The 24,620-nt window shown below is 68.6% G+C and carries 23 protein-coding genes and 1 pseudogene; 14 read left to right on the forward strand and 10 right to left on the reverse strand.

Annotation, left to right across the window (positions count from 1 at the left end):
- The first annotated feature begins 130 nt into the window (after positions 1 to 130).
- Positions 131 to 1,369, forward strand: a complete 1,239-nt coding sequence (locus MWN34_RS07670; protein WP_247028204.1) for a lytic murein transglycosylase — start codon at positions 131 to 133, stop codon at positions 1,367 to 1,369.
- Positions 1,370 to 1,397: 28 nt separating this feature from the next.
- On the opposite strand, the gene MWN34_RS07675 is transcribed toward MWN34_RS07670, so the two are convergent.
- The 3 genes from MWN34_RS07675 to prmB all read right to left on the reverse strand — a co-directional run bounded on the left by MWN34_RS07675 (position 1,398) and on the right by prmB (position 3,390).
- On the reverse strand, positions 1,398 to 1,976 hold the full coding sequence (locus MWN34_RS07675; RefSeq protein WP_247028206.1) for a hypothetical protein: 579 nt from the start codon (positions 1,974 to 1,976) through the stop codon (positions 1,398 to 1,400).
- Between the two features lie 109 nt (positions 1,977 to 2,085).
- Positions 2,086 to 2,385, reverse strand: coding sequence for a hypothetical protein (locus tag MWN34_RS07680; protein ID WP_247028208.1), 300 nt, complete (start codon positions 2,383 to 2,385; stop codon positions 2,086 to 2,088).
- A 102-nt stretch (positions 2,386 to 2,487) separates the two neighbouring features.
- Positions 2,488 to 3,390, reverse strand: coding sequence for a 50S ribosomal protein L3 N(5)-glutamine methyltransferase (gene prmB, locus MWN34_RS07685; protein WP_247028210.1), 903 nt, complete (start codon positions 3,388 to 3,390; stop codon positions 2,488 to 2,490).
- Positions 3,391 to 3,539: 149 nt separating this feature from the next.
- Between prmB and MWN34_RS07690 the strand changes: the two genes are divergently transcribed.
- Both MWN34_RS07690 and MWN34_RS07695 read left to right on the forward strand, forming a co-directional pair.
- Positions 3,540 to 3,836, forward strand: a complete 297-nt coding sequence (locus MWN34_RS07690; protein WP_247028211.1) for a hypothetical protein — start codon at positions 3,540 to 3,542, stop codon at positions 3,834 to 3,836.
- Positions 3,833 to 4,513, forward strand: coding sequence for an O-methyltransferase (locus MWN34_RS07695; RefSeq protein ID WP_247028213.1), 681 nt, complete (start codon positions 3,833 to 3,835; stop codon positions 4,511 to 4,513). The genes MWN34_RS07690 and MWN34_RS07695 overlap by 4 nt, the downstream gene beginning before the upstream one ends.
- A gap of 37 nt (positions 4,514 to 4,550) precedes the next feature.
- Here MWN34_RS07695 and MWN34_RS07700 read toward each other — a convergent pair whose 3' ends face one another.
- From MWN34_RS07700 to MWN34_RS07715, 4 genes are read right to left on the reverse strand one after another with little or no spacing between them, the layout of a single operon-like run.
- The gene (locus MWN34_RS07700) at positions 4,551 to 5,552 is read right to left on the reverse strand and encodes an SGNH/GDSL hydrolase family protein (RefSeq protein ID WP_247028215.1); all 1,002 of its coding nucleotides are present in this window, start codon (positions 5,550 to 5,552) and stop codon (positions 4,551 to 4,553) included.
- 2 nt (positions 5,553 to 5,554) lie between these two features.
- A complete protein-coding gene (locus MWN34_RS07705; RefSeq protein WP_247028217.1) occupies positions 5,555 to 6,358 on the reverse strand; it encodes an SGNH/GDSL hydrolase family protein in 804 nt (267 codons plus the stop codon).
- A gap of 15 nt (positions 6,359 to 6,373) precedes the next feature.
- Positions 6,374 to 7,642, reverse strand: a complete 1,269-nt coding sequence (locus tag MWN34_RS07710) for an OpgC family protein (RefSeq protein ID WP_247028218.1) — start codon at positions 7,640 to 7,642, stop codon at positions 6,374 to 6,376.
- 11 nt (positions 7,643 to 7,653) lie between these two features.
- The gene (locus MWN34_RS07715; RefSeq protein ID WP_247028219.1) at positions 7,654 to 8,232 is read right to left on the reverse strand and encodes an HdeD family acid-resistance protein; all 579 of its coding nucleotides are present in this window, start codon (positions 8,230 to 8,232) and stop codon (positions 7,654 to 7,656) included.
- A gap of 289 nt (positions 8,233 to 8,521) precedes the next feature.
- On the opposite strand from MWN34_RS07715, the gene MWN34_RS07720 reads away from it, so the two are divergent.
- Positions 8,522 to 9,130 (forward strand): MOSC domain-containing protein, encoded by a 609-nt coding sequence (locus MWN34_RS07720; protein WP_247028220.1) that lies wholly within the window; start codon positions 8,522 to 8,524, stop codon positions 9,128 to 9,130.
- Positions 9,131 to 9,224: 94 nt separating this feature from the next.
- Here the strand turns inward: MWN34_RS07720 and MWN34_RS07725 are convergent, their stop codons facing one another.
- The gene (locus MWN34_RS07725; RefSeq protein ID WP_247028221.1) at positions 9,225 to 10,316 is read right to left on the reverse strand and encodes a L,D-transpeptidase; all 1,092 of its coding nucleotides are present in this window, start codon (positions 10,314 to 10,316) and stop codon (positions 9,225 to 9,227) included.
- 156 nt (positions 10,317 to 10,472) lie between these two features.
- Positions 10,473 to 11,060: a tRNA (N6-threonylcarbamoyladenosine(37)-N6)-methyltransferase TrmO gene (tsaA, locus tag MWN34_RS07730; protein WP_247028222.1), complete on the reverse strand. Its 588-nt coding sequence runs from the start codon at positions 11,058 to 11,060 to the stop codon at positions 10,473 to 10,475.
- A 107-nt stretch (positions 11,061 to 11,167) separates the two neighbouring features.
- Between tsaA and MWN34_RS07735 the strand changes: the two genes are divergently transcribed.
- From MWN34_RS07735 to MWN34_RS07755, 5 genes and pseudogenes are all read left to right on the forward strand, one after another.
- Positions 11,168 to 12,214: an ArsR/SmtB family transcription factor gene (locus tag MWN34_RS07735; RefSeq protein ID WP_247028223.1), complete on the forward strand. Its 1,047-nt coding sequence runs from the start codon at positions 11,168 to 11,170 to the stop codon at positions 12,212 to 12,214.
- Complete coding sequence (gene metF / locus MWN34_RS07740; RefSeq protein WP_247028225.1) at positions 12,214 to 13,131, forward strand: methylenetetrahydrofolate reductase [NAD(P)H]; 918 nt, start codon at positions 12,214 to 12,216, stop codon at positions 13,129 to 13,131. The genes MWN34_RS07735 and metF overlap by 1 nt, the downstream gene beginning before the upstream one ends.
- Before the next feature lie 164 nt (positions 13,132 to 13,295).
- Entirely contained in the window at positions 13,296 to 13,667 is a 372-nt protein-coding gene (locus MWN34_RS07745) for an endonuclease domain-containing protein (RefSeq protein ID WP_247028227.1), read from the forward strand.
- 11 nt (positions 13,668 to 13,678) lie between these two features.
- A pseudogene (gene metH / locus MWN34_RS07750) lies at positions 13,679 to 17,498 on the forward strand (methionine synthase).
- Between the two features lie 35 nt (positions 17,499 to 17,533).
- Positions 17,534 to 17,893 (forward strand): hypothetical protein, encoded by a 360-nt coding sequence (locus MWN34_RS07755; protein ID WP_247028228.1) that lies wholly within the window; start codon positions 17,534 to 17,536, stop codon positions 17,891 to 17,893.
- Here the strand turns inward: MWN34_RS07755 and MWN34_RS07760 are convergent.
- On the reverse strand, positions 17,850 to 19,124 hold the full coding sequence (locus MWN34_RS07760; RefSeq protein WP_247028230.1) for an amidase: 1,275 nt from the start codon (positions 19,122 to 19,124) through the stop codon (positions 17,850 to 17,852). The two genes, MWN34_RS07755 and MWN34_RS07760, sit on opposite strands and share 44 nt — an antisense overlap.
- A gap of 207 nt (positions 19,125 to 19,331) precedes the next feature.
- Here MWN34_RS07760 and pdxY point away from each other — a divergent pair, with 207 nt between their 5' ends.
- The 5 genes from pdxY to MWN34_RS07785 all read left to right on the forward strand — a co-directional run bounded on the left by pdxY (position 19,332) and on the right by MWN34_RS07785 (position 24,599).
- Positions 19,332 to 20,180 (forward strand): pyridoxal kinase PdxY, encoded by an 849-nt coding sequence (gene pdxY, locus MWN34_RS07765; RefSeq protein WP_247028232.1) that lies wholly within the window; start codon positions 19,332 to 19,334, stop codon positions 20,178 to 20,180.
- Between the two features lie 4 nt (positions 20,181 to 20,184).
- Complete coding sequence (locus MWN34_RS07770; RefSeq protein WP_247028234.1) at positions 20,185 to 21,081, forward strand: PhzF family phenazine biosynthesis protein; 897 nt, start codon at positions 20,185 to 20,187, stop codon at positions 21,079 to 21,081.
- Entirely contained in the window at positions 21,078 to 21,800 is a 723-nt protein-coding gene (locus MWN34_RS07775; protein WP_247028235.1) for an NUDIX hydrolase, read from the forward strand. Before MWN34_RS07770 ends, MWN34_RS07775 begins: the two co-directional genes overlap by 4 nt.
- Before the next feature lie 99 nt (positions 21,801 to 21,899).
- Positions 21,900 to 22,937, forward strand: a complete 1,038-nt coding sequence (locus tag MWN34_RS07780) for a BMP family protein (protein ID WP_247028236.1) — start codon at positions 21,900 to 21,902, stop codon at positions 22,935 to 22,937.
- Positions 22,938 to 23,027: 90 nt separating this feature from the next.
- On the forward strand, positions 23,028 to 24,599 hold the full coding sequence (locus tag MWN34_RS07785; RefSeq protein WP_247028237.1) for an ABC transporter ATP-binding protein: 1,572 nt from the start codon (positions 23,028 to 23,030) through the stop codon (positions 24,597 to 24,599).
- Positions 24,600 to 24,620: the final 21 nt, after the last annotated feature.

Here is a 24,620-nt window from a genome sequence, read left to right on the forward strand (position 1 = left end):
TCTCCTGCTGGTGTTGCTTTGCAAGGACGCAGCGGCCGGTCGCGATCCGACAACCCGTTCGATCATTGCCCCCGAGACTGTGAAGCCCCCGGCATTTCCGCGCCGGCTCCCGGTGCGTTAAGGATGGGGCATGCGCATGCTTCATCGCCGGAATCGTTTCGCCCTTCCCGCCCTCTCCGTGCTGGCGCTGCTTTTCGGCAGTGTCGTTGCCCGCGCCGATGCCGGTTTCGACCGCTTCATCGCCGCGCAGTGGCCGGCCGCGCAGGCCATGGGCATTTCCCGCGCCACCTTCGACCGCGAGACGGCGAAGCTGGAGCCGGATTACACGCTGCCCGATCTCGCCATCCCCGGCCAGCCGCAGAAGCCCGACCGGCAGGCGGAATTCGTCCAGACCCCGGCCGACTATGTCTCGGACGCCGGCATTGCAAAACTGGCGAAACAGGGGCGGGCGCTCCGGGCGCAATATGCCGGGCCGCTTGCGGCCATCGAAAAGCGCTTCGGCGTGCCGGGCCCGGTGCTGCTGGCCATCTGGGCCCGCGAGACCGCCTATGGCGCCGCGAAGCTCAATTACGATGCCCTCACCGTGGTGGCGACGCAGGCCTATGTCGGCCGGCGCAAGGAGAAGTTCGCCGAGGAGTTCCTCGCCGCGCTGAAGATTCTCGACGAGGGCCACGTCACCCGCGCGCAAATGAAGAGTTCATGGGCCGGCGCGCTCGGCCTCACCCAGTTCATGCCGACCGACTATCTGCGCTACGGCGTCGATCTCGACGGCGACGGCACCGCCAATATCTGGACCTCGGTGCCGGAGGCGCTGGCGGCGACCGCCAGCCTGCTCGCCAGCAAGGACTGGCAGGCCGGCAAGCGCTGGGCCTATGAAGTGCGCGTGCCGGCCGGTTTCGACTGCACGCAGGCCGAGCCGGCGGTGACGCTCCCGATCGGGGACTGGCTGAAGCGCGGCGTCGCGGTGGCGGATGGCCGCAAGGTTCCGCCGTCCGCGCTCAGGGACGAGGCCTCCATCATCATGCCCGCCGGCCCGTTCGGCCCGGCCTTCCTGACGCCGAAGAACTATTTCGTGCTGAAGAGCTACAACTTCGCCGATCTCTACGTGCTCTATGTCGGCCATCTCGCCGACCGTATCGAGGACGACCGCCCCTTCGCGCAGGGCTGGAAGGACATCACGCTGGTGAAGACCGCCGACCTCGCCTTCATGCAGCAGGTGCTGACGAAGAAGGGCTTCTATGACGAGAAGGTGGACGGCAAGGCCGGCATGAAGACCCGCGCCGCGCTCGGCGCCTACCAGAAGGCCAACGGCCTCAAGCTCGACTGCTGGCCCGATGCCGACGTGCTGCGGCATATGAAAGGCGGGTAGGTCGATAGGCAGGCGATGCTTTGCCGGCTTACTGGCACGCCTGCAGCGCGCCGCTGCGGGTCGAGACCTTGCAGGCGACGGTGGTGCCCTTCACTCCGTTGAAGGTGACCACCCAGTGCTCGCTGTCGCCGCTGCCGGCGGTGGCGATCGAGGTCCAGTCCTTGCGATCGGCGATCTTGCCGTCCTTCAGCAGCAGCTCCGCGCTCTTGTCGATGGCGGTGCGCGCATCGTTGGCGCCGGGGTCGAGCACCCGCAACGCGCCGAAGACGAAGATTGCGGCGAGGGCGGCGGCGAAAAGAATGAAGGCTGTGTTCGCCCATCCCGCACAACCGCTCCACGCTTGCTTGATCGCGTCCGCGTTCGGGGGCGGGGCCGCCAGCGCGGCATAATATTGCGGGGCCTTCGCATGGCTGATGAGCGCGCAGCAGGTCGCGAGGAGCAGCAGGAGGGCGGCGATCCCGATCGCCGACAGGACCCATGGGCTGGAGTTCTGGCCGATAAGCCCGGTGAGGAAGGTCGCGGCAAGGGCGATCATGGCGCCCGACACCCCGACGATCTGCTTGTTCATGTCGACGAGAACCGCCATGCGGTCGGGTATGTCGCTCACGGGAGCCTCTGATCGGCAGCTTTCTGCCGCTGGAGAACAGTGTTCCTGACCAGGAGCAAAGGAACGGAAGCGCTTCCGTCACGCCGGGGCGTGTTGCCGGAGGGCGCGTCTATCGCTTCGCAACCGGCCAGCCTTTGCACCCTTCGACAAGGTGATGCAGGACATCGAAATAGGTGACGATCTTCGCCGGGCGTTCTGCGACCTGTCTCGCCAGATCGGACAATTGCTCGCGCACGCGCTTCTTTACTTCGTCATCCGAGGGTCGCGCATCTCCCCAGCCCGGATGAGGGTCGGCGCGCAGCGCCACGACGGATTGAAGGATGAGACCGCGCGCATAGTCCGTGATGACGACATCGTATGCGTCTTCGATCGCGGCGCACGTCTTGGACAGCCAGTTGCCGGTCAGCATGGCACGCCTCCATCCGGGGTTCCGACGCGGATGGTAATCCGAATGGCGGCGGTGTGAAGAGGCGCAGACGGCGTCCAAAGAGGGGTGCGGCGTCGCCGGTCTTCACCCCAGATCGGCCGCGGAGAGCCAGAACACTTCGCCTTCGCTGTCCTCGGTGTCGAGCCACAGGAAGGGCAGGCCGGGATACTCGGCCTCAAGGATCTCCTTGCCGGTGCCGATCTCGCAGATGATGCCGCCATGGGCCGCCAGGTGCTTCGGGGCTTCGGCGAGGATGCGGCGCACGATGTCGAGGCCGTCCGGGCCACCGGCGAAGGCCATGACCGGCTCGTGGCGGTATTCGGCGGGCAGTCCCGCCACCGCCTCCGCATCGACATAAGGCGGGTTGGTGATGATGAGGTCGTAGCGCGTCGTGCCGAGCGGGGCGAACAGGTCGCCGCGATGAAGGTGCACATGCGCCTCCATGCCGTGCTCGGCGACGTTTTCCGCCGCCAGCGCCAGCGCGTCCGGCGACAGGTCCACGGCATCCACCTCGGCCTGCGGGTAGACCATGGCGGCGAGAATAGCGAGGCAGCCGGAGCCGGTGCACAGATCGAGCACCCGCTGCACGCGGTCGGGCTGCGCGATCAGACCGATGCCCTCCTCGCCGAACAGGTCGCCGGCCAGCAATTCGCCGATGAAGGAGCGCGGCACGATGGCCCGCGCGTCGGAGCGGAAGGGAACGCCGCGAATATAGGTACGCCCCATGAGATAGGCCGCCGGCTTGCGGGTGGTGCAGCGTTCCTCGAACAGCGCCGCGAGGCGGGTGCGCTCCTCGATCGTGAGGCGCGCGTCGAGCCAGGGGTCGAGTTCGTCGACCGGCAGATGCAGCGATTCGAGCACCATGAACGCCGCCTCGTCGAGCGCGGTGGTGGTGCCGTGGCCGAAGCTCACCCCGGCCGCGGTCAGGCGCGTCACGCCGTAGCGCACGAAGTCGCGGATCGTGTGAAGGTCGTCTGCCGCCGGCACCGTGTCTCTCCCTCTCCCGTCACGCGCGAGAGGCAGCACGGGCGGCGCGGGAAAGCAAGGGGCGCGAGAAGCAAGCGTGGCGCTCGCGAGGGAGGCGCGCGGGCGGATGCGGCGTGCTACATCAGGGCGGTCGTTTCCAGGAGCGTTCCATGCCGCAGAAGCCCTCCGATGAGATCACGCTCACCCTCGACCGCTCGGTGGCGCTGGTCCTGTTCGAATTCCTCTCCCGCACGGTGGATGACGATGACGGCGAGGCCGTTCTCGAGTTCATCGAGGACGAAGCCGAGATCCCCGCTTTGTGGGTGCTGATGGCGGCGCTGGAAAGCGTGCTGAGCGAGCCGCTGGCGCCGGACTATGAGCGCAAGGTGATCGCCGCCCGGCAGGCGGTATCGAAGCGCTTCGGCGGGGCCTTTTCCGGCGATGGCGAAGACGAGGGCGGCGCGTGAGCGGGGACCGAACGACGTGGAGCGCGGTGGACCGTTATTTCAACGCCCACCTGTTGCCGGCCGACCCGTTGCTGGAGAGCGCGCTGGCGGCGACCGAGGCTGCCGGCATCCGCGCCATCAACGTCGCGCCGAACCAGGGCAAGCTCCTGATGCTGCTGGCTCGGATGCGCGGCGCCCGGCGCATTCTGGAGATCGGCACGCTGGGCGGCTATTCCACCATCTGGCTGGCGCGGGCACTGCCGGATGAGGGTCGGCTGGTGACGCTGGAACTCGACCCCCGCCACGCCGAGGTGGCGCGCGCCAATCTCGAAGCGGCCGGCGTCGACGGCAAGGTCGAGATCCGCGTGGGGCCGGCGCTTGAGAGCCTCGCCGCGCTGGAGGCCGAGGGGGACGAGCCGTTCGATCTCGTCTTCATCGACGCCGACAAGCCGAACAATCCGAACTACCTCGCCAGCGCGCTTCGGCTGACGCGGGCGGGCAGCGTCATCATCGCCGACAATGTGGTGCGCGACGGGCGGGTGATCGACCCGGCCACGGGCGATGCCAATGTCGAAGGCGTGCGCGCCATGTTCGAGGCGATGGCCGCCGAGGCCCGCCTGTCCGCCACCGCGATCCAGACCGTGGGCGAGAAGGGCTATGACGGCTTCGCCCTCGCGCTCGTGACGCGCGATCCCTGAGAGGGCGCGGGCGCCCGGACGGGCGCCCGGTGCCGGATCAGTCGGTCGCCGTGGCCGTCTTGGTCGCGTTGGTGGTTTTGGCGGTGGGCCCGGCAGTGGCCGTGGAGGCTTTGGCCGCGGAGACCGCGTCGCTGGTCGCGCTGGCGGGAATGACGGCGCTGGTGGCGGTGATGCCGAGCGGCTTTGCAGGGGTGTTGGCCGGGGCGCTGGCCGGAACGGCGGCAGGCCTCGCGTCGGCCGAGCGCTGCTGGGAATCGACATTGGCCGAGATGGCGCGGGCGAGGTCGCGGCTGAAGCAGTCATAGCCCCAGTCGTTCATGTGGAACTTGTCCTTCCAGAGGAAGGCCTCGAACGGCATGCCGTCGGCCTCGTGCCACTCCCGCATCAGCGAGAAGCGGTGGAACACCGGCACGTTCTCCTCCTCGCCGATGCTGGACATCAACGTCACCATCGGTGCGGTGTCGGCGTCGGCCACGATGCGCGGGGCGTATTGCGCGTCGACGATGAGCATGTCGGCGCCGATCGCCCGGGTGCGGGCGATCGCTTCGCGCAGGATGCCGCCGGCGGTGGCGAGGCCATCGGCGCGGAACAGCGCGTTTACGCCGGCCTGCCAGATCACGAGGTCCGGCTTCAGCGCCGCCACGTCGGTGTCGAAGCGGGCGAGCATCTCGGGACCGTCCTGCCCGTTGATGCCGCGATTGATCACGGTGATGTCGCGGCCCGGATAACGCTGGCGCAGCAGCGCCTGCAGGCGCGCCGGATAGGTGAGAGCGGGCGCGCTCGCTCCGGCCCCGGCGGTGGAGGACGAGCCGATGGCGACGATGGTGACCGTGCCGGTGCCGGCGATGGCGGCGGCGAGCCGGGGCATCGGCTTTCCCAGTTTCACCAGCGTCGCATCTGCCGGGCAGGCGGCCGGAAGCAGCGTGGTGGCTGCGGCAGGTTGGACAGCGAAAAGAGGCCCGCCGGCCAGCGCGGCGGCGAGTGCGGCGGGCGCCAGCGCGAGACGGGCATGGCGGGGAAGGCAGGAAAACGTCTTCATCTTCAGTGGGATCCGACCGTCTTCAGCTCGACGCCACTATTGATCATGCGGATCAGCAGATGGCCGATGCAGTTGTGGACATTGTTGAACAAAGCGGCGCCGCTGCGCCCGCCGCTGAAGTCGAACACCGCTTCCTCGCTCCAGTAGCGCATCAGCGCCGTGCGATCGAAGAAGCCCACCCCGTTGCTCCGCGTCAGCCAGCGCATCGTCGTCACATAGGGGGTGACGTCGAAGGCGAAGTCGGTTCGCGGACTGTATTGCGGGCTCACCAGGATGATGTCGGAGCCCGCCTCCTGCGTCAGTCGGATGCCCTCCTGAAGGGCCTGCGCGAATGCCTCGATGTCCTCGCCGCGGATGGCGTCATAGGTGCCGGTCTGCCAGATCAGCAGGGCCGGCTTGTCCTTGGCGAGAATGCCCGGCAAGGCGTCGAGAACCTCCCGCGCGGTGCGGCGCGGCTGGTTGCGCACCAGCACGCTCACCCGCCCGTCGGGATAGCGCGTCCGCAGCCCTTCCTGCATGTAGTTCGGAAAGGTGCGGGGCGCCGCCTCGCGCGGTTCCTCCGTGGGAGCCGCGCCCGTCGCCGGGGTCGTCCGGGAAACGCCGTTCGCCGAGTTCAGCACGAGGATCGTGGTCTTGGTCGCATTGTCCTTGAGCCCGGCGGCGAGGCGCGGCAGCGACACGCTTTCCATCAGGCCCGCGGGCATGCTGCACGCAGAGGTCGCCGCATCCTGCGCCCGCGCAGCCGGAAAGCCGCCGGCTCCCAGCAGGACGGTCGACAGGAAAAGTGCGAACCCGATTCGTGCCACGAGCGACCGCGCCGTTCATTTGCCCTTACGCGCGCCAAGCCCGCGTTCGACGCGAGCATACCACGAGAGCATTGCGGAGAGTGCAACCATGAGTGCAATGCCGGCGACGCTGAGCACCAACTGCATCCAAACGGTGCCGACGACCTCGTTCAGCACGAAATGTGCGGCAAAAGAAAGGAAGACTCCGAAACAGAAGATCTCCAGCGAGTGCTGGCCGCACAAAATCATCGGCCGCAGCACCGGCGCCTCGAGCAGCGCCGCGTTCGGCGGTATCAGGCGGACGGTGACCACCGCGAGCGCGAGGAAGTGCAGCAGGCGCAGCGGGGCGAGGTCGGTCTTGCTGATCGGGTAGATGAAGCGGCCCACGGCGTCCGGCACGAAGCCTTCCATCGGCGGCCACCACCAGCTCAGGACCACCAGGAGCGACAGCACGAGATAGAGGCTCGCCAGCACCAGCACGGCCCGGTTGCGCACCAGCGCGCCCAGCCGGTCGCTCCCGCCGAGCCCGCACCAGCCGCCGAACACGAACAGGAACTGCCAGGCGATCGGGTTGAAGAACCAGCCGCGGTCGTCGGGATAGGCGGTGAAGTTCCAGCCGAACCAGCCCGCGCCGAGCCAGATGAGGAAGGAGACGACGAGCGTGGTGTCCGGCAGCCGCTTCAGCAGCCACAGCACGGGCGGGAAGCTCGCCAGCAGCACGATGTAGAGCGGCAGCACGTCCATGTTGGCCGGGCGGAAGCGCAGCAGCAGTGCCTGCACGAGCGCGACGTCGGGCTCGCTCAGAAATTGCAGCGCGCCCATCTCCTCGGCGTAGAGCGGGTTCGAGAACCGGCCGATGACGTAGGAGATCTCCGCCAGATACACCACGAACAGGAAGATGAAGGCGACATAGAGCTGCCACGCCCGCCGCAGGATGCGTGCGGAGGTGACGAAGGTGCCGCTGCTGTCCATCTGCCGCCCATAGACCAGAGCGGCCGTGTACCCGGAGATGAAGACGAAGATTTCGGTGGCGTCGGAAAAGCCGAAATTGCGCGTGGTGAACCAGTTCAGCACGTTGTTCGGCACATGGTTCAGGAAGATGAACCACAAGGCGAGGCCGCGGAACAGGTCGAGCCTCAGGTCGCGGCCGGTGCGGGCCGGCTTCTCGCCCGCCCGCCCGTCCTTGCCGGAGGTGTCTTCCAGGCTGGCGTCGCCGGGGGGCAGCACGCTCGATGCCCCGCGACGCAGTTCCGGGGAACGTTGCCGATCGAGCGTTGCCTGCTCGCTGCCGTGCCGCACCGCCACCGGCCTTCCGCTCAGCTCTTGAGTCGCAGGCCGAGCATCAGCACCGCGACGCCGTTGAAGACGAGGTCGATGCCGAGCAGCAGGCCCAGCACCCACAGCGTGTTCGCCGGCCAGCCCATCACGATCAGCGCGCCGAGCACCAGCGTGGCGATGGCGGAGACTACCAGCCAGCCCCAGCCCGGCGCCGGGCGGGCGCCGAAGCCCGCCGCAAGGCGGAAACCGCCGGCGATCAGCAGCGAGAAGCCGAGGATCAGCGTGATGATCCCGGCCGCGACGACGGGATTGATGATGGCGATGGCGCCCGCAACAAGGTGCAACAGGCCGTCGAGCAGCCAGAAGGCGAAGGAGCCCCAGCCCTTCACGCCAAAGGCGTGGATGATCTGCGCGACGCCGCTGATGGTGAGGAACACGCCGAGCGTGACCACGGAGAGCACCGTGCCCACCACCTCATTGCCGAGGATGTAGGCGCCGGCGAGGATCATCAGGATGCCCAGGGCGACGAACCAGCCCCATTTTGCGTGGAGCGCGGCGAGCTTGCCGGCGATCTGGCTGCCGGGCGACGGCGAGAGGGAGTCGGATGGAAAGGTCATTGATGCACCCCATGATACCCCGACGCGAGAACGCTCTCGCGCCTTCGGTGTTCCCGTGCCAGCTACTGATGCCTGATGCTCAGGCCGTGTGCCGGGAGCGTGCCGGCATGTTAGCTGTCCGCCGGGCACAGGGCACGCGCGGAGATGGAGAAACGTCGAAATCCGCACAGCCATCGCCATCATTCGCGGCCGCGTTGACGGTTTTTCGGAGTGCGGGCGATGGAACGGGACGCTTTCCCATCCTGGTGTGCAGCGTGCCCGGCGGGCGGTACCATGGGAGCAGGCAGGCATGAGCGCGACTCAGGGCGAACTTTTCGGGGCGGCAAGCATTCCTGCGCAGCGCTTCAAGGCGCGGCTGGCCCGGCTCCTGGTGGCCGATGGCGAGGGGTTCGTCACGCGGCCGGTCGCGCGCTGCGCGCTGACGCTGGAGGGAATCGGCGGGGATCGTCACGCCGGGTTTTCCCGCGGCGCGGATGCGCGGGTGCCGTGGTTTCCGCGCGGCACGCCGATCCGCAACAGCCGGCAGATCTCCATCGTGGCGCCGGACGAACTCGCGGCCATCGCGCAGGGCCTCGCCATTCCCGTGGTCGAGGCCGAATGGCTCGGCGCCAATCTGGTGCTGGAGGGCGTCCCCGACCTGACCCTGCTCCCGCCGGGCACGCGGCTGCACATGGCAGGCGGCGCGACGCTGGCGGTGGAGGGAGAGAACGCCCCCTGCCGGCATGCCGGGCGGGCGGTCGCGGCGCATCATCCGGCGCGGAGCGGGCTTGATCTGGATTTCGTCAAGGCCGCGGTCGGATTGCGCGGCCTCGTCGCGTGGGTGGAGAGGGCCGGGGAGATCGAGGCGGGCACGCAGGTCGAGGTGCGGGTGCCCGCGCAGCGTCCGTGGCGACGCTAACAGCGAGCCCACGCCGCAGGGACCCACGCCCTCAAACGAAAAGCGCCCGGCACGAGGCCGGGCGCTATCGTTCAGGCCGAAAACCGAAGCGCGCTCAGCGCACCGCGGAGGAGGCGGGGGCGCTGACCGGGATCGGCTGCGCGGAGGGCGCGACCGACGCGGTTTTCTGCGGGTCGGAGGCCGGGAGCACGACGACCCTGGTGCCGAGCTTCACGCGGTCATAAAGGTCTTCCACGTCCTCGTTCAGCATGCGGATGCAGCCGGAGGACATGAACTTGCCGATGGTCGACGGCTGGTTGGTGCCGTGGATGCGGTACACGGTGGCGCCGAGATACATGGTGCGGGCGCCGAGCGGATTGCCCGGGCCGCCGGCCATGAAGCGCGGCAGATAGGGCTGGCGCTCGATCATCTCCGCCGGCGGGCGCCAGTCGGCCCATTCCTTCTTGGCGGTGATCTTCTCGGTGCCGGCCCAGGTAAAGCCCTCGCGGCCGACGCCGATGCCGTAGCGCATCGCCTTGCCGCCGGGCATCACCAGATAGAGGTGGGTGTTCGGCGTGTCGATGATGATGGTGCCGGGGGCTTCCTTGCCGGTGTAGTCCACGAGCTGCTTCTGCAGGTCGGGGCGCAGCGGCTCGGGCGTACCCTCTTCGGGCTGGTCTTCCGGCGGCAGCATGGCGACGCTGGAGCCGTTCGCGCCTTGGCCAGCGCTCTGGGCCGCGCTCTGGCCGACACCCGCCGGGGGAACCGCGCCGACGGGCTGCGGCGCGCCATAGGCGGCCTGCTGCTGGGCCGGATAGGCGGGAGCCTGCTGCTGGGCGGGATAGCCCTGGCTGGCGGTCGCGCCATAGGGCGAGTTCATGCCCGCCGGGGGCTGGCCGGAATAGGCGCCGGCGGGATAGCCGGCAGGAACGTTGGTCGGTGCGCTCGCATGGGCGGCGGGCTGGCCATAGGCCGGCTGGCCCTGCGGGGCCGCAGCCTGGCCGGCGCCATTGGCCGAACCATAGGGATCATAGGCCGCCGGAACCTGCGGTGCCGGCATCTGCTGCTGGGCATCAGCCGCCGGAGCCTGCTGCTGGTAGTCGCCCTGGTCGCTGGACTGGGCCGGATAATACTGTGCAGACGCGAAGCTGACGGTGGTGAGCAGCGAAATCGCGACGGCGGGAACGAGCGTGAGGCGAATGGCCATCATTGATCCTGCAGGCATGATGTGCGGGACGATTGAGGGTGGAGATGACGCAGGAAGAAGGCAGGTTCAAGACCAGATTGAAGCGGCGCCTGCCATGATCGTTACACATATGCGTGCAGCGCAGGGGTGATGCGGCAACGCCACACTCGCCTGACGTTACGTCCTCTCCGACGGTGCCGCCCCTTTGCGGCGTTCCTCCTGTTCCTGCCTCCAGCCCACCACGGCCTCCGGGAGGGAATCGGTCGAGGTGAAATAGGGCTTGATGTCGAGCAACGGCGTGCCGTCCAGGCAGTCCAGCCCCACCACGGAAAGCCCGTCCGCATCGAGTCCCACCACCCGCACCGCGCTGAGCGCGATCGGGTTCGGCCGGGCCGGGCTGCGCAGGGCGAAGGTGCCGCGGCCGGTGCCGTGGATGCGAGGGGTCTGTACCACGAGATTCCGCGGCGCCCGGTCCATCCAGTAGAGCAGCCACAGATGCGTGGTGCCGGCCAGATCGGCAAGTCCCGGACGGTAGAGCCGGTCGAGTTCCACCCGGCAGACCGCATCGCTCTCGCGTCCGTTCTTCGGGCATTGGCGGCGCTCGATCCAGGGCGTGCGCAGCCTGCCGATGAAATGCAGCCCGGCGTCGAACGTCTCCGGCAGGGTTATGGCGACCTCGCCCGGCCGGGCGCCGAAGCTCTCGGGGTCCTCGGCGCGCGAACCGCGTGCGAGGGGCGGGCGGGGGATGTTGCCGGGTTCACTCATGGAAAAACGCTCATCGGGCGGCACGGGCTGTGCGTCGCGCTCACGATCCGCTTGCATACAAGTAAGATAAGACATAAAGATATCTTTATATCTAATGTGAGGTGGCGATGCCCGTTCAGATGCTCAACCTGCCGGCGCTGCTCGACGGCCTGAAGGCGGCCGGCGAGGACACGCGCCTCAGGCTGCTCGCGCTGATCGGCGACGGAGAACTCACCGTCTCCGAGCTTACCGATATTCTCGGCCAGTCGCAGCCGCGTATTTCCCGCCATCTCAAGCTGCTCACCGAGGCCGGGCTGGTGGAGCGGTTCCGCGAGGGGAGCTGGGTGTTCCATCGCCACGGTACGGAAAGCTCCGCCTCCATGCTCACCGCCGCCCTGCTGGCCCTGCTGGACCGGGACGACCCGGTGCTGCTGCGCGACCGCGAGCGTCTCGTCGAGGTGCGCGCGGCGCGGGCGGAGGCGGCGCAGGCCTATTTCCGCGCCCACGCCCATGAATGGGACGCCCTGCGCAAGCTGCATGCCCCCGAGCGCGAGGTCGAGGCCGCCATCCGCCACGCTCTCGGCCGGGGCCGCATCGATTCGCTGCTCGATCTCGGCACCGGCACCGGGCGCATCCTCGAACTGTTCGCCCCGCAGATCGGGCGCGGCGTCGGCATCGACCTCTCCGCCGACATGCTCGCCGTGGCGCGCGCCAATCTGGAGCGCGCCGGGGTGCGCAACTGCACGGTGCGGCAGGGCGATATCTACGGCCTGCCGCTGCCGCGCGACCAGTTCGACGTGGTGATCGTGCACCAGGTGCTGCACTTCCTCGACGACGTGCCCCGCGCACTGAAGGAGGCCGCCCGCATGCTGAAGCCGGGGGGGCGGCTGCTGGTGATCGACTTCGCCCCGCACGGGCTGGAATTCCTGCGCGAGCAGCACGCCCACCGCCGCCTCGGCTTTTCCGCGGAGGCGATGACCGCCGCGCTGCTTCAGGCCGGCGTCGTCCCGCGCACCCACACCGAGCTCGCGCCGCACCGGAACCTGTCGGCGGGCGAGACCGCGCATGAAGCCCTCACCGTGTCGCTGTGGCTGGCGCAGGACCCCCGCCCGGGGGATGCCGTGCCGGACCGCGACGCCAACAACGAGACGGAAGACCGCAAGGAGGTCGCCTGATGCCCACCGAGACCGAGCGCCGCAGCCGCCGCAGCAGCGGGCGTCCCATCGCCGTGTCCTTCGAGTTCTTCCCGCCGAAGACCCCGGAGATGGAGGCGACGCTGTGGAACTCCATCACCCGGCTGGCGCCGCTGGCACCGAAGTTCGTCTCGGTGACCTATGGCGCCGGCGGCTCCACCCGCGAGCGCACCCACGCCACGGTCGCTCGCATCGTGGAGGAGACGCGCCTTGCCCCGGCCGCCCATCTCACCTGCGTCGCCGCGGCGAAGGGGGAGGTCGACGAGGTGGTGCGCGGCTATTGGGATGCCGGGGTGCGCCACATCGTGGCCCTGCGCGGCGATCCGCCGGGCGGTGTCGGCCAGGCCTATGAACCGCATCCGCAGGGCTACTCCTCCTCGGCCGATCTGGTGGCCGGGGTGCGGCGCATCGCCAATTTCGAGGTGTCGGTCTCGGCCTATCCGGAAAAGCACCCGGAGAGCGCGTCCTTCGATGTCGATCTCGACATCCTGCAGGCCAAGGTGGAGGCCGGGGCGACCCGTGCCATCACCCAGTGCTTCTTCGATAACGACATCTATTTCCGCTATCTCGACAAGGTGCGCGCCCGCGGCATCGACGTGCCGGTGGTGCCCGGCATCCTGCCGGTGAGCAATTTCAAGCAGGCCCGCAACTTCGCCGAGAAGACCGCGACCTACATGCCGGACTGGATCGCCTCGCGCTTCGAGGGGCTCGACAACGACCCCGAGACCCGCAAGCTGATCGCCGCGGCGGTGGCCGCCGAGCAGGTGTTCGACCTCGTGGACCGCGGGGTGACCGAGTTCCACTTCTACACGCTGAACCGGGCCGACCTCGTCTACGCGATCTGCCACCTGCTGGGCATCCGCCCCCCGGCCGCGGCGGAGGGCGCGGCGGCGGCGTAGGGGCGTGACCCCTCACCCCAACCCTCTCCCCGACGGGGAGAGGGAGCAGTGTACGATGGCGGAGATGTCGCGCCCGAAAGATCGGGCACGACGCCTTGACCTCTCCCCGAGGGGGAGAGGTCGGCGCGGAGCGCCGGGTGAGGGGGAGCGCCGAGGTGGCGTTGATGAAGGACCGCATCGCACGAGCCCGACGCCTGCACCGCGACCAGACCGAGGTCGAGCGCCTCCTCTGGTCCCGCTTGCGCGATCGCCGGCTGGCGGGGTGGAAATTCCGCCGTCAGGTGCCTGTCGGACCCTATGTCGTGGATTTCCTCTGCGCCGACGCGAAGCTCGTGATCGAGCTTGACGGCGGCCACCACACGCCGGAAGCGGATGCGGAACGAACCCGGATGATCGAGGCCGACGGCTATCTCGTCATTCGTTTCTGGAATAACGACGTGCTTGAAAATCTTGACGGCGTGCTGCGGCGCATTCTTGAAAGCCTGCGCCCGGCACCCCCTCACCCCGACCCTCTCCCCCACGGGGAGAGGGAGTAGGAGGCCCACCCATGACCGCCACCGCCACGTCTGCAACCGCGCCCGCCTCCACCTTCGCCGCCCTCAAGGACGCCGCCCGGCAGCGCATTCTCATCCTCGACGGCGCCATGGGCACCATGATCCAGCAATTGAAGCTGGACGAGGCCGGCTATCGCGGCGAACGGTTCCGCGACTGGCCGCGCGACGTGAAGGGCAATAACGACCTGCTCAACCTCACCGTGCCGGATGCGGTGCGCGACATCCACCTCGCCTATTTCATGGCCGGGGCGGACATCGTCGAGACCAACACCTTCTCGGGCACCACCATCGCCATGGCCGATTACGGCATGGAGGAGCTGGTGCGGGAGCTGAACGTGGAGGGTGCCCGGCTCGCCAAGGAGGCCGCCCTCATCGCGCAGGAGAAGGACGGCCGCCCTCGCTTCGTCGCCGGCGCCATCGGGCCGACCAACCGCACCGCCTCGATCTCGCCGGACGTGAACGACCCCGGCTTCCGCGCCACCTCCTTCGACGAGCTCGCCACCGCCTATGGCGAGCAGGCGGCCGCGTTGCTCGACGGCGGGGCCGACCTCTTGCTGATCGAGACCATCTTCGACACGCTGAACGCCAAGGCGGCGATCTTCGCCATCGAGCGGCTGTTCGAGGCGCGCGGCCTGCGCGTGCCGGTGATGATCTCCGGCACCATCACTGACTTGTCCGGCCGCACCCTCTCCGGCCAGACGCCCGAGGCGTTCTGGAACTCGGTGCGCCACGCCGCGCCCTTCTCCATCGGGCTGAACTGCGCGCTGGGGGCCAAGGAGATGCGCGCCCATATCGACGAACTGTCCCGCATCGCCGACACGCTGGTCTGCGCTTATCCCAATGCCGGCCTGCCCAACGAATTCGGGCTCTATGACGAGAGTCCGGCGGCGATGGCGAAGCTGGTGGGGGCGTTCGCGGCGTCCGGCCTCGTCAACATCGTCGGCGGCTGCTGCGGCACCACGCCGGACCACATCCGCGCGATCGCCGAGGCGGTGGCGCCTCATCCCCCGCGCGACATCCCCACCATCGCCCCGCGCCTGCGGCTGTCGGGGCTGGAGCCGTTCGAGCTACGGGCGTGAACGCCGTCCGCCTGCCTCGCCTTTTGTCCGCGCTTTACTGGAACGAGCCCCTGTCATGACCGCACCCGTCGCCACCTTCATCAACATCGGCGAGCGCACCAACGTCACCGGCTCGGCGCGCTTCCGCAAGCTCATCACCAATGGCGACTACGCCGCCGCGCTGGCGGTGGCGCGCGACCAGGTGGAGAACGGTGCGCAGATCATCGACGTCAACATGGACGAGGGCCTGCTCGATTCCGAGAAGGCGATGGTGACGTTCCTCAACCTGCTCGCCGCCGAGCCGGACATCGCCCGCGTGCCGGTGATGGTGGACTCATCCAAATGGAGCGTCATCGAGGCCGGGCTGAAGTGCATTCAGGGCAAGGGCATCGTCAATTCCATCTCGATGAAGGAAGGCGTCGAGGCCTTCAAGCATCACGCCCGGCTGGTGCGGGCCTATGGCGCGGCGGTCGTCGTCATGGCGTTCGACGAGCAGGGCCAGGCCGACACCTATGAGCGCAAGATCGCGATCTGCGAGCGCGCCTACCGCATCCTAGTGGACGAGGTGGGCTTCCCGCCCGAGGACATCATCTTCGACCCCAACATCTTCGCGGTGGCGACCGGCATCGAGGAGCATGCCGGCTATGGCGTCGCCTTCATCGAGGCGACCCGCTGGATCCGGCAGAACCTGCCGCATGCCCATGTCTCGGGCGGCGTCTCCAATTTGTCCTTCTCGTTCCGCGGCAACGAGACGGTGCGCGAGGCGATGCACGCCGTGTTCCTCTACCACGCCATCCAGGCGGGCATGGACATGGGCATCGTCAATGCCGGACAGCTCAGCGTCTATGACGAGATCGAGCCGGAGCTGCGCGAGGCCTGCGAGGACGTGGTGCTCAACCGCCGTCCCGATTCCACCGAACGGCTGCTCGCGGTGGCCGAGCGGTTCCGCGGCGGGGGCAAGGAGAAGAAGGAGGCCGATCTCGCCTGGCGTTCGTGGTCGGTGGAGAAGCGGCTGGAGCACGCGCTCATCAACGGCATCACCGAATTCGTCGAGGCCGACACCGAGGAGGCCCGGCAATCGGTGGCCCGCCCGCTTCATGTGATCGAGGGGCCGCTGATGGCCGGCATGAATGTGGTGGGCGACCTGTTCGGCGCCGGCAAGATGTTCCTGCCGCAGGTGGTGAAGTCCGCCCGCGTGATGAAGCAGGCGGTGGCCTATCTCATGCCCTTCATGGAGCAGGAGAAGCAGGAGATGGGCCTGACCGATGCCCCCGCCGCCGGCCGCATCCTGATGGCGACGGTGAAGGGCGACGTGCACGACATCGGCAAGAACATCGTCGGCGTCGTGCTCCAGTGCAACAATTACGAGGTGATCGACCTCGGCGTCATGGTGCCGGCGGCGAAGATCCTGGAGACCGCGCGCGAGCGTAAGGTCGACGTGATCGGGCTGTCCGGCCTCATCACCCCCTCCCTCGACGAGATGGTGCATGTCGCCGCCGAGATGGAACGCGAGGGCTTCGACGTGCCGCTGCTGATCGGCGGCGCCACCACCTCGCGCGTGCACACCGCGGTGAAGATCGCGCCGCAATATGTGCGCGGGCAGGCGGTCTATGTCACCGATGCCAGCCGCGCGGTGGGCGTGGTGTCGAATCTCCTGAACGACAATGCGCGGGCCGGCTACGTCGCCAATCTGCGCGCCGAATATGCGAAGATCGCCGACCAGCACGCCAGGAGCGACCGCAACAAGGTGCGGATGCGGATCGAGGACGCCCGCGCCAACCGGGCGCCGATCGACTTTGCGGGCTATGTGCCGCCGGTGCCGACCTTCCTCGGCACGCGGGTGTTCGAGACTTACGACCTCGCCGAGCTGGTGCCCTATATCGACTGGACGCCCTTCTTCCAGTCCTGGGAACTGGCCGGCACCTATCCCGCCATTCTCGAAGATCCCAAGATCGGTGTGGCGGCGCGCGCGCTTTATGACGACGCGCAGAAGATGCTGGCGCGGATCGTCTCGGAAAACTGGCTCACCGCCCGCGCGGTTGTCGGCTTCTGGCCGGCGAACGCGTCCGGCGACGACATCGTACTGTATGGCGAGACGGGAAACGCCCCGGAGATCGCCACGCTGCACACGCTGCGCCAGCAGATGGCGAAGAGCGCGGGACGGGCCAATCTGGCGCTGTCGGATTTCATCGTGCCGGAAGGGCAGGGCGTCACCGACTATATCGGCGGCTTCTGCGTCGCGACCGGCTTCGGCGAGCAGGAGCGGACCGACGCCTTCAAGGCAAAGAATGACGATTATTCCGCCATTCTCCTCAAGGCGCTGGCCGACCGCTTCGCCGAGGCTTTCGCCGAGCGGATGCACGAGCGGGTGCGCCGCGAGTTCTGGGCCTATGCGCCGGACGAGGCGCTCGACAATGAGGCGCTCATCAAGGAGCGCTATCGCGGCATCCGCCCCGCGCCCGGCTATCCGGCGCAGCCCGACCACACCGAGAAGGCGACGCTGTTCCGTCTGCTCGGCGCGAGCGGGGCGATCGGCGTGGAACTGACCGAGAGCTTCGCCATGTGGCCGGGGGCGGCGGTGTCGGGGCTCTATTTCGCCCATCCCGAGGCCGCCTATTTCGGCGTCGGCCGGATCGAGCGTGACCAGGTCGAGGACTATGCCCGGCGCAAGGGCATGAGCGTCGCCGAGGTCGAGCGCTGGCTGTCGCCGATCCTGAACTACGATCCGGCGTCGATGAAGCCGGCGGCGGAGTAGCCGCGCGGGAGGTCAAGGGTGAATGTGCGGTCCGAATGGGTGCCCTCATCGGACTCACTGTTCACCTCACTGGACTCGATTCTGGTCTCATCGGTCAGGTGAAAATCGAGGTGCAACCAAGCGCGGCAAAGGCGGCTCGCCGGGTGCAACCCCGAAGCTGCGGGTTGACCGTCGAGGGCTCACGAACCGGGCGTGGCGGGCGGGGCGCGACGTCATTCAGGGCGGCGTTGCTGGACGGCCGCACGGCCATTCCTGAAGCAAAAAACAGCGCCGCCGCCGACACGGTTGTGCTTCCTTTCGATGCCGGTTGCACCATCGAAGCGGTATATCTCAACCAGTGCGCCATTCGGATCAACCCGCGGCCAGCGCATCCTCCAGCATTGCAGCAACTGTGAGTGCAACCCGATCCCGCCCGAAGCGGCCGACGATCTGGATTCCCAGCGGCAGCCCGGTGGCGCCGGTCAAGCCCGGCACGTTCACGCAGGGCGCGCCCATTAGCGTCCACAGCCGGTTGAAGGAGGCGATGCCGGTGCTGTGGAGCCCTTCCGGCGCCTCGCCGGGGGCGGAAAAGGTGACGATGGCGTCGACATCGGCAAAGGCATCCGCCAACGCGTGGCGGGCGCGACGGGCGACCCGGCGGGCTTCGTCATACTGCTCCGGTGTCACGGCGCGGGCGGCGTCTAGGAAGGTGTAGAGCGTCTCCGACAGCAGCGTGCGGTGGCGGTCCCATTCATCGGCCAGCGCCAGCGTCGCCTCATACTCCTGCATCGTGCCGTGCGCGGCGTTGCCGGCATGCACCGCCTCGGGCAGCGCCAGCGGCCGCACATCCGCCCCGGCGCGGGCGAGGAGGCGTGCGGCATGGGCCAGCGCCTCATGGGCGGCGGGCGAAGCCTCCTCCGTCGCGATCGCGTCCACCACGGCGATGCGCGGCGTGCCCGATGAGTCCGGCAGCGCGAAGTCCCGTCCGGTCAGCGCGCCCATGGCGAAGGCGGCATCCCGCACGCCGGCGGCGAACAGCCCGATCGTGTCGAGCGACCAGGAGAACACCTTGATTCCATTGACGGGAATGAGCTTGAAGGACGGCTTGAAGCCGGTGACGCCACAGAACGAGGCCGGCCGGATCACCGATCCTCCGGTCTGCGTGCCCAACGCCAGCGGCAGCATTCCGGCCGCAACCGCCGCCGCCGATCCGGCCGAGGAGCCGCCGGGCGTGTGGTGCGCGCTGTGCGGGTTGCGGGTGCGGGCGGGATGCATGAAGGCGAATTCGGTGGTCTCGGTCTTGCCGGCGACGAGCCCGCCGGCCCGGCGCACCATGCGCACCGCCGTGGCATCGCTCGCCGGCTGATGGTCGGCATAGATCGGGCTGCCCCGCCGGGTGGGGAAGTCCGCCGTGTCGATGATGTCCTTGATGCCGACAGGCAGGCCGGCGAGGAGCGCGCCGGCGAGGCGCGGGCCCTCATTCGCCGCCTCGCGCCGCATCCGGTCGAGGTCGAGCGCGGCGAAGGCGCCGATCTCGGGCTCCAGCGCCGCGATCCGCTCGGCGCAACGCTCGGCCAGCGCGAGGGGTGTGAGGCGGCCTTCGCGAATCGCGGCGGCGAGGGCGGCGGCGGAGAGCAGAGTGGTCATAAGCGGTTCCACGCGAGCGGGGCGGCACGCAGTCTTCGCCTCTCGCACGGGCAGCGCGGCTTTAGCAAGCGCGTCCTGTGCGCGGATCGGGCCGGCTGCCGCTGCGTCGGTTTCGCATCGCTTATGGATCGGTTCAACGAATTGCGCTTGGGTGCTTGCGCGGCAAGGGATAAGTGCGGAATGTTCCGATACCGCCGGGGTTCGCGTATGAACATTCTCTCGATCCAGTCCTGGGTTGCCTATGGCCATGTGGGCAACGCCTCCGCCATGTTCCCCATGCAGCGGCTGGGCCATGAGGTGTGGGGCATCCACACCGTGCAGTTCTCCAACCACACCGGCTATGGCGCATGGCGCGGCCAGGTGTTCGACGCCGGGCTGATCCGCGATCTGGTGGACGGCATCGAGGAGCGAGGCGCGCTTTCCCGCTGCGACGGCGTGCTCTCCGGCTATATGGGTGCGGCCGATATCGGCGACGCCATCCTCGGCTCGGTGGCTCGGGTGAAGGCGGCCAATCCGGACGCGCATTATTGCTGCGATCCGGTGATCGGCGATGTCGGGCGCGGCGTCTTCGTGCGGCCCGGTATCCCGGAGTTCATGCGCGAGCGTGCGGTGCCGGCGGCCGACCTCATAACCCCCAACCAGTTCGAGCTCGATTTCCTCTCCGGCCAGAGCAGCGCCACGCTCAAGGGCGCGCTGGCGGCGTGCGATGCGGTCCATGCAACCGGGCCGCGGGTCATCCTCGTCACCAGCCTGCACACCGAGGACACGCCGGGCGATTCCATTGACTTGCTCGCCAGCGGGCCGGACGGCCGCTACCGCGTGCGCACGCCGAGGCTCGGTATTTCGGTGAACGGGGCGGGCGACGCGATCGCAGCGCTGTTCTTCGTGCACTGGAAGAGCACCCACAGCACCGCGGAAGCCCTGATGAAGGCGGCGTCCTCGGCCTATGGCCTGCTCGCCCGCACCGCCGCGGCGGGATCGCGCGAGATTCTCACCGTCGCCGCGCAGGACGAATTCGTCACCCCCTCGCGCCTGTTCACGCCGGAGAAGCTCTGAGCCCATGCCCCGCCGCTTCGTCACCCTCGACGTGTTCACCGACCGGGCTCTGTCCGGCAACCCGCTGGCCGTGGTGCTGGAGGCCGAGGATCTCGACGGCAACCAGATGCAGGCCATCGCCCGCGAGTTCAGCCTCTCCGAAACCGTCTTCGTGCAAAAGCCGGCGGCGGAGGAAAACCGCGCGCGGCTGCGGATCTTCACCGTGAACCACGAGCTTCCCTTCGCCGGCCACCCCACCGTCGGCACGGCGGTGCTGTTGGCTCTGCTCGACGAGGTGGAGACCTCCGCCGACTTCACGCTGGAGGAGAGCGTCGGCCCGGTGCCCTGCCATGTGCAGGTGAAGGGTCCGCGCACCGGCAGCGCGACCTTCGCGGTGCCGCGCCTGCCGGAGATCGTCGCCGAGCGGCCGGTGCCGGCGGAGGCCTGCGCCGAAGCGCTGGGCCTCGACGTCGCGGATATCGGCTTCGACGCCTACCGGCCGGTCGTTGCTTCGGCCGGCGTGCCCTTCGTGTGCATTCCGCTCGCCTCCCGCTCGGCGCTTGCGCGCATCAGCCCGAGCACCGGCGCGATGATCGGTGCCTTCGGCGGTACGGCCAACTCGGTCTATGTGTTCTGTCGCGACGAGGACGGCGAGGGCGACCTGCGCGCCCGCATGTTCGGCGCCAATATGGGCATCGCGGAAGACCCGGCCACGGGTTCCGCCGCCGCCGCGCTGGCCGCCGTGCTCATGGCGGGAGAGGCGCCCGGCGACGGCTTTCATGCCTTCGACATCCTGCAGGGCGTGGAGATGGGACGCTCGAGCCTGGTGCGGCTCGGTCTCGAGGTCGTCGAGGGCGCGCTGGCAGGGGTGACCATCGGCGGCGACGCGGTGGTGGTGTCCGAGGGGGTCCTGCATCTGTGAGCGGCGCGGGAAGCGTGCCGCTGGTCCGTCGTTTCGACCGGCTGGATCTGCGGCTGGTAGAGGGGCCCTGGGCTTTCGCCCAAAGCCGCCGCGCCGAGATCGACGCCCATTTCGCCGCGCTCAAGGTCGACAACCCGGCGCTGTGGAACGGCCGCATCCTCATGCTCGGCGCTCACGACATCGACGGCGCGGTGTTCAACGGGCGGTATGTCGAGGCCGATTTCGCCTCGCTGCTGTGGTGGCGGGACACGGGCTATCCCGACCCCGGCATGCGCAACGCCTTCGCCATGGGCGCCCTGCGGGGCTCCGATGGCGGCTACATCCTCGGTCGCATGGCGCCGTGGACCGCCAATGCCGGCCGCATCTACTTCGCCGCCGGTACGCCGGACCTGTCGGACGTGAAGGAGGGCGGCATCGTCGACCTGCACGCCAGCGTGCTGCGCGAGCTGGGCGAGGAGACCGGGCTTTCGCCGGACGAGGTCGAGCCGGCCCCGGTCTGGCACGCGGTCTTCTCCGGTCCGCGCATCGCCTTCATGCTTCCGCTGCTGTCGCCGGAGCCGGCCGAACGGCTTGCCGAGCGCATCCGCGCCAATCTCGCGCGGGAGGAGCGGCCGGAACTCGACGAGATCGTCGTCGCCCGCTCCCCGGCCGACCTTTCTCCCGCCATGCCGGATTTCATCGCCGCCTATCTCACCGCGATGTGGACCAATGCCGGGTGAGCGCAGAATCCCCTATGGTCATTGCTGGCGATACGTAATGTGATGGCACGGCGCTGGCATGGAGGCCGGCGTATTCCTGTGCTGTGGGAGGAGACCCGAATGGACGTGAAGACGCCGCGCTCCGTGCCGCATTTTTCCTCATCCGCTCTCGATCGGCGGCAGCTTCTGGCTCTTGGCGCCGGTGCGCTCGCGCTCCCGGCCTTCGGGGGCCCGGCGCTGGCCGCAAAATCGAAGCCGATCAAGGTCGCGGCGATCTACACCGTTCCGGTGGAGCAGCAGTGGGTCTCGCGCATCCACAAGGCGCTGAAGGCCGCCGAGGCGCGCGGCGACATCACCTACACCTTTTCGGAGAACGTCGCGAACACCGACTATGAGCGGGTGATGCGGCAATATTCGCAGGAGGGTGCGGATCTCGTGGTCGGCGAGGTGTTCGCGGTCGAGCGGCCGGCCCGCAAGGTGGCGGCGGACTACCCCAAGACCGCCTATCTGATGGGCTCCTCCTTCGGCCCCACAAAGCCGAACTTCTCGGTGTTCGACAATTTCATCCACGAGCCCTCGTTCCTCACCGGCATGGTGGCGGGCAAGGTTACCAAGTCGAACATCATCGGCCTCGTCGGCGGTTATGCGATCCCGGAGGTCAACCGGCTGATGAACGCCTTCATGGACGGGGCCAAGTCGGTGAACCCTGACGTGAAGTTCCTCGTGAGCTTCATCAACAGCTGGTACGATCCGCCCAAGGCGAAGGAAGCCGCCTTCGCGCAGATCGACAAGGGTGCCGACATTCTCTACGCCGAGCGCTTCGGCGTGTCCGATGCCGCGAAGGAACGCGGCGTGAAGGCGATCGGCAACGTCATCGACACGTCGGGCCAGTACCCCGGAACCATCATCGCCTCCGCGCTGTGGCAGATGGAGCCGACCATCGACAAGGCGATCAACGAGGTGTTGGCCGGCACCTTCGTCGCCGCCGACTACGGCCCGTACAGCTTCATGGCGGAAGGCGGCGCCAGCCTCGCGCCGCTCGATCCGAAGCTCGTGCCGCAGGACGTGATCGACCTCGTTCTCGCCAAGGAGAAGGAGATCAAGGATGGACTGTTCCGGGTGAACGTGAACGACGGCGAGCCCAAATCGACGCTGTAGCACGGGCCGACCCCGCAGACAGGAAGGCTCGGCCGGCCCGTGCGGACCGGCCCGCCGGGCCGAGAAGATGCGCGAAGCCGAGGCACGCCGATGCATTCCGACCCGTCCCGACCGGACTCCGGCTCCCCGAACTCCCGCCCGCTCGTGCTGTCGCTCGCCGGCATCACGAAGCGGTTCGGCGCGCTGACCGCGAACAACGCGATCAGCCTCGACATCCATGCCGGGGAGATCGTGGCCCTGCTTGGCGAGAACGGGGCCGGCAAGACCACGCTGATGAGCATTCTCTTCGGCCATTACGTCGCCGACGAGGGCACCATCCACATCGCGGACGCGACCGGCGCCCTGGTGCCGCTTCCCGGCGGCTCGGCCGAGGCGGCGCTCGGTGCCGGGATCGGCATGGTGCACCAGCATTTCGCGCTGGCCGAGAACCTCACCGGCTATGAGAACATCATCCTCGGCACGGTGCCGCTCTGGCGTCCCGGCTTCGGGCGGGCGGCGGCGCGGCGGAAGATCGCCGGGCTGATGCGGCAGTCGGGTCTCGCCGTGGATCTCGACATTCCGGTAGGCCGGCTTTCGGTCGGCGAGCAGCAGCGCGTCGAGATTCTGAAGGCGCTCTATCGCGACGTGCGCGTGCTCATTCTCGACGAGCCGACCGCGGTGCTGACCCCGCAGGAGGCGGACGGCCTTGCCGACACGGTGCGTCGGCTGGCGGCCTCGGGCCTCGCGGTGATCTTCATCAGCCACAAATTGCATGAGGTGCTGGCGCTGTGCGAGCGCATCGTGGTGCTGCGCGGGGGCGCCAAGGTCGCGGACCGCCCGGCCCTCGGCGCGAGCCGCGCTTTGCTGGCCGAACTCATGGTGGGGCGGCCGATCCCGACGCGCCAGCGGACCGCGGGCCACCCCGGCACGAGCGTGCTGCGCCTCGCGGAGGTCGATGTCGGCCGTCCCGGCGAGCGGGACCGGCTGACGGGTGCCAGTCTCGACCTGCGCACCGGCGAGATCGTCGGCATCGCCGGCGTTTCGGGCAACGGGCAGGGCGCCTTGGCGGCCCTCGTCGCCGGGCTTCAGCCGGCGCGGGCCGGCGTGGTCGAGATCGCCGGGCAGGCGGTGGGCAGCGGGCCGCGCCAGCGCCTTGCTGCCGGGGTCGGGCGCATTCCCGAGGATCGGCATCGGGACGGCACGGTGGGGGCGCTCAGCGTCGCCGAGAACTATGTGCTGGAGACGATCGCGGCGCCAGAGAACCAGCGGGGCGGCTTCATGAAGGGTCGTGCGATCCGCGAGCGGGCCGCCGCGGCGATCACGGCCTACGACATTCGCTGCCCGGGCCCGGATGTCGCCATCCGGTCGCTCTCGGGCGGCAATATGCAGAAGGTGGTGCTGGCGCGCGTGCTGGAGCGTGCGCCCCGCCTCATCCTCGCCCATCAGCCGACGCGCGGCCTCGACATCGGCGCGACCACCGACGTGCATCGCCGTCTTCTGGCCGCCCGCGACCGGGGGGCGGGCGTGCTGCTGATCTCCGAGGATCTGGACGAGCTGTTTGCGCTCGCCGATCGCATCGCGGTCATCCACGCCGGCCACCTGTCGGAAGCGCTGCCGGCGGAAGGGCTCGATGTGCGAACGGTGGGTCTGATGATGGCCGGCCATGCGGGGGAAGCGGCATGAGGATCGTGCGGGCGCGACCTG

The organism is Ancylobacter crimeensis (assembly GCF_023016805.1).
In the GTDB taxonomy this organism is placed as follows: domain Bacteria; phylum Pseudomonadota; class Alphaproteobacteria; order Rhizobiales; family Xanthobacteraceae; genus Ancylobacter; species Ancylobacter crimeensis.